3 protein-coding genes and 1 pseudogene are annotated in these 5,105 nt (G+C 56.0%); 2 read left to right on the forward strand and 2 right to left on the reverse strand.

What is annotated here, in order from left to right; all coding sequences use genetic code 11:
- Positions 1-124 precede the first annotated feature (124 nt).
- Entirely contained in the window at positions 125-1,018 is an 894-nt protein-coding gene (locus J9892_RS23410) for an IS5 family transposase (RefSeq protein ID WP_210539132.1), read from the reverse strand.
- Between the two features lie 428 nt (positions 1,019-1,446).
- Between J9892_RS23410 and J9892_RS23415 the strand changes: the two genes are divergently transcribed.
- The gene (locus J9892_RS23415; protein WP_349237056.1) at positions 1,447-3,630 is read left to right on the forward strand and encodes an EAL domain-containing protein; all 2,184 of its coding nucleotides are present in this window, start codon (positions 1,447-1,449) and stop codon (positions 3,628-3,630) included.
- A gap of 94 nt (positions 3,631-3,724) precedes the next feature.
- Here the strand turns inward: J9892_RS23415 and J9892_RS23420 are convergent.
- A pseudogene (locus J9892_RS23420) lies at positions 3,725-3,817 on the reverse strand (IS5/IS1182 family transposase); the annotation flags it as partial.
- A gap of 270 nt (positions 3,818-4,087) precedes the next feature.
- On the opposite strand from J9892_RS23420, the gene J9892_RS23425 reads away from it, so the two are divergent.
- The gene (locus J9892_RS23425; protein WP_042019807.1) at positions 4,088-4,528 is read left to right on the forward strand and encodes an antitoxin Xre/MbcA/ParS toxin-binding domain-containing protein; all 441 of its coding nucleotides are present in this window, start codon (positions 4,088-4,090) and stop codon (positions 4,526-4,528) included.
- Positions 4,529-5,105 lie beyond the last annotated feature (577 nt).

The raw sequence follows: 5,105 nt of genomic DNA on the forward strand, positions 1-5,105 counted from the left end.
CACTGAAGGGAGAATCGATGAGAAAGAGGAGAAGTGAGTTGACCCAATCTGAACACTCGAGTTAGAAACGGGGTGACGTGAGCGCGTTAAGGATCAGGGTGTTCACGTTGGCCGGAATGGCTGTTCAACTTCGCCGGAATACGCAGTTTATTGCTCCAACATACGCCATCACTTCCCCTACCTGACCGTTGTATGTTCGCAGACTGATTTTCCCCGCCAGCAACTGATTGAACCGATACATCGCTGTTTCCGCCAGCGAGCGACGGTGATACCCCGATATCTTCTTCCAGTGCGCCAGCCCTTCCTTGCGCATTACCTGCACAGCCTCATTTCTTGGATGTCCCTTTTCCCATAGGCCAGCGTTCTTGCGAGGTGGGATACAGGCTGTCGCCCCTTTGTACGAGATAAGCTGATGGCTGGCTTTGCTGTCGTAGGCGCCATCCGCATAAACCCGGCCCAGCTTACGCCGCAGTGGATTGAGTAAGGTTGGCAGCACCTCGGCATCATGGACATTCTCCAGTGACACTTCTGCTGCCACGATATCGTGGGTTGCCGGGTCCACCGCCAGATGCAGCTTGCGCCACACTCGCCGTTTCTCGGCGCCGTGTTTTCTGACCTTCCACTCGCCTTCACCAAATACCTTCAGACCGGTCGAGTCGATGACCAGGTCGGTGATACGCCCCTTGGCCGGCTGCCGATAGGCCACCGTTACCGTGCGGGCCCGCTTGCTTACGCAGCTATAGTCCGGTGCGCACAGCGGCACATTCATCAACTCGAACAAGGAGTCGAGTAGCCCCTGAGTTGCGCGAAGCGTGAGGTTAAAAATCCCCTTGAGCATCAGGAAGGTTGAGATGGTCTGGTCGGTGTAGAGCTGGCTGCGGCCCCGTCGTCCGTGATGGTCGTGGTGGAACCAGTTGTTCATGACCTCGGCATCAACCCAGAAGGTGAGCGAGCCACGCTTAATCAAAGATTTGTTGTATTGAGGCCAGTTAGTGATGGAGTGAAGCGACGCGCCCATGATGCAGACTTGAAGGGAATGGTAGTGATCAGATCACTGCGTCCTCAGTTAGTTCCATTCACGCTGCATCGATTTGGGAACAACGCCCTTCGCGTATCATTTTTGAACATTAAATGACGCCTGATGACACCAATGCCTTCCTTCATGTGGAAAGAGGTCGCCAAGCTGGCAGTGGGCTAGCGAGTGTCACTGAGCGGGAACTTCACATTCATCTTTACCCCTGCTTTTCACGCGGGAAAATTTGGAACCCGCCTTCGGACAAGGGGCGGAGGAAATTGCCATCAAGGGGTAAATTCAGTGTTTTTACTCTGATCCTGGGCTCATTTTGGTGCGTATCTCTGTACGGTTTGTGACACCTCTTGTGTACAATCCTCAGCCCGATTTTTATCTCCAGCCAGGCCATGGCTCGGACCGTTATCCATCCCAGAGTGAATCAAGTGACCGCGACCCACCCCATGCTCGACAGTTATTACAGCAACGACCTGGTGTTCTTCTCCATCCTGCTGGCGGTGCTCGCCTCCTACACGGCGCTGAACATGACGAGCCGGGTGAGCCAAAGCCAGGGATGGGGCGCCGCCCTCTGGCTCACGTGGGGTGCCTTTGCCATGGGGTTCGGTATCTGGTCCATGCACTTCATCGGCATGCTCGCCTTCAACCTGCCCATCGCGCTCGGCTACGATCTCCCCCTCACCGGCCTCTCCCTGGTCGCGGCCATCGGCTCCTCGGCTTTCGCCCTCTGGCTGGTGAGCCGCCCCCAGCTCCCCTGGGGCCGGATCCTGTTCGGAGCCGTGCTGATGGGGGCCGGGATCGCCACCATGCACTACATCGGCATGGCGGCGATGAAGATAATACCCGGCATCCACTACCAGAGGGGGCTCTTCGTCCTCTCCATCCTCATCGCAGTGCTCGCCTCCGGGGCCGCCCTCTGGATTGCGTTCAGGCTGCGCAACAGCAGCCCGCGCGCCTTCTTCAGCAAGGCTTGCGCCTCCCTCGTCATGGGCTGCGCCATCATCGGCATGCACTACACCGGCATGGCGGCGGCCCAGTTTCCGGAAGGGAGCCTGTGCGGCGCCCTCTACACCGGGCTCGACACCCAGTGGCTGGCGACCGTGGTCATCATAGTGACCCTGGCGGTGTTCGCCATCGCCCTGGTCCTCTCCATGCTGGATGCCCACGCCGCGCGCCTCTCGACCTCCCTCCACCAGGCTCACAACGAGCTGCTCAAGCTGGCGCTGCACGACAGCCTGACCCGGCTGCCCAACCGATTGCTGTTCGCCGACCGCCTGGAGCAGCGCATTCAGGAGTGTCAGCACAGCCAGCGCAGCTTCTCCCTGCTGTTTCTCGATCTCGACGGCTTCAAGATCATCAACGATGCCCACGGCCACCACACCGGGGATCTGCTGCTGGTCGAAGTGGCGGAGCGGATCACTGCTCTGCTTGGCCCCAATGATACCGCCTCGCGCTTCGGGGGGGATGAGTTCGTACTGGCCCTGGCGCCGGGGGACATCGGCCAGACCACAGCCTTCGCCGAGCGTCTGCTGGCCACGCTGGCACAGCCCTATGAGTGGGAGCACCACAGCCTGCACATCACCGCCAGCATCGGCATTGCCGTCTATCCCCAGGATGGCACCAGCCTGCACGAGCTGACCCTCAACGCCGATGCCGCCATGTATTACGCCAAGGAGCAGGGGCGCAACGACTACTACTACTTCGACAGCGCCATGAACGCCAACGCCCACCAGCAGTTCCTGCTGCACAAGGAGCTGCAACACGCCCTGGAGCGGGGGGAGCTGGCCCTGCACTACCAGCCCAAATACTGTGCCCGCAGCGGCCAGGTGGTCGGCGCCGAGGCCCTGCTGCGCTGGCAGCACCCGGAGCATGGTGCCGTCTCGCCGGCCAGCTTCCTGCCGCTGGCGGAGAAGAGCCGGCTCATCATCCCCATCGGCAACTGGGTCATCGACGAGGCGTGCCGCCAGATGAGCGCCTGGCGGGCGGCGGGTCATCACGACTGGAGCGTGGCAGTCAATCTCTCCACCATCCAGCTCGCCAGCCCCGGGCTGCTGGAGGAGGTGCAGGGCGCCCTCGCCCGCCATCGGCTAGAGGCCCGTCACCTGACCCTGGAGATCACCGAATCCACCGCCATGCAGAAGGCCGAGGAGAGCCTCGCCATCCTCAACCGTCTGGCCGAGCTCGGCCTTGGCATCTCCATCGACGACTTCGGCACCGGCTACTCCAGCCTGCTCTACCTCAAGCGCTTTCCCGCCAACGAGCTCAAGATAGACAGGGGCTTCGTCACCACGCTGGCGCCACAGGGGGACGATGCCACCATCATCGGTGCCATCATCGCCCTGGGCCAAGCCCTAGAGATGCGCATCGTGGCCGAAGGGGTAGAAACCGAGGAACAGCGCGCCCTGCTGACCCTGCTCGGTTGCGACACCCTACAGGGGTATCTGCTCGGGCGTCCCATGACGGGTGACCAACTGCTGGCGCACTGCTGCGCCGAGGTGGCAATCCCAGACAGCGTGTCCGCCTTAACCTGCCCCCTATCTGCGCCCATCACGCATTCACCGATTGCGCCTTGCCTTGGCTCTGGGTACGCTGCGACAACATGACTCAAATGCTGCCACCCGTCCCGTCAAACGGTGCAGCCTGCACGTTCTCCCTATCGCAACAAGGCAGTTCACACCAGGAGCAACAGATGGCCAGATCGGCATCAACCCAGAAGGTGAGTGAACCACGATTAATCAAAGATTTGTTGTATTTAGGCCAGTTGATGATGGAGTGAAGCGACGTGCCCATGATGCAGACTTGAAAAGGATGGTGGTGATCAGATCACCAAGTCCTCAGTTAGTTCCATTCAAGCTGCATCGATTTGGGAAACAACGCCATATTATTCTTATTATCTCCCTATCCAAGTTCAATGCCTAAACCTGATTCAGTACAGACCAACTCGGTCATCAGCCCTCCTCAATGCAGGGGCGTTTTGTTGCTAATCTTCTACTGAAAACGACAGTTTGGGGTAGGATAGCTCATGAGAGGTCGTGTTTGTATAATGAGGAATGCTACATGATGCCCTATGCAACCTATCAAGCAGCTACTGCGAACTTTCTCCTAGAAGCTCTTGGTATTCCTCGTGACCCACTAGGAGCACATCTATGGATCGTGGCTGGCGTATCACCGGACATACTCTATCGGCTCGCTGAATTGATGAAGACGGATGTGGGGACGGTTTGCCAATGGGCTGGTATTAGCCGGAGTGCACTGGCCCGAAAGCTTCGGATTGAGGTTCCCCTATCAATATCGCAGGGTGCCAGGGTATACGGAGTTGCACAGGCCCTCGATGTGGTACTCCTCTTCCACAGGAACGATGCCATCAAGGCTGTGTCATGGTTAAACCGCACAGCCTGGGGGCTCGGTGGCGTGGCTCCAGCCACGTTGTTGACTACACAGATGGGAGTCCAGGCTGTTGTCGAGCTTGTAGGGCGGATTGAGCATGGGGTTTGTCAATAAGTAATAAGTCGGCTGGCTTATATGCTAAAACTAGCATAATAGATTGAAATTTGATCAACCAGATTGATTTTGAAGATTTTTTCACATCCCCCCACTTGAAAAAATTGGAAAACTGTCCATTTACTAATTATGAGAGCTATAAATAAATTTTTTCCATTTCAACATTCCGCTGCTGCGCAGCGAAGAGAGACCAGTTTTACAAACCCACACCTTATTTTTATTCAATCAGTGAGTTGGTGTTGATGAATTAAAATTCATTAAGTTAGCTTGAAAATCAATGCACCATCACTTGGTAATGGTTTTTCTATGATCTGACAGAAAATAGAAAATAGAAAATAGAAAATAGAAAATAGAAAATAGAAAATAGAAAATAGAAAATAGAAAATAGAAAATAGAAAATAGAAAATAGAAAACATAGTATCAATAAAATACCTGATTACCCATGATTAGCAGTCAGTTACCACGAACTATACTGATCTTACGTACAGTTATCGAGGTGCGAGATCATGGCCAAAAGCAAAATCCAATTCCAGAAAGGCTACAGCCTGTTTGAGTTTCTCAAGGACTATGGCACTGA

This window comes from Aeromonas sp. Prich7-2 (assembly GCF_017939255.1).
Classification (GTDB): Bacteria; Pseudomonadota; Gammaproteobacteria; order Enterobacterales; family Aeromonadaceae; genus Aeromonas; species Aeromonas caviae.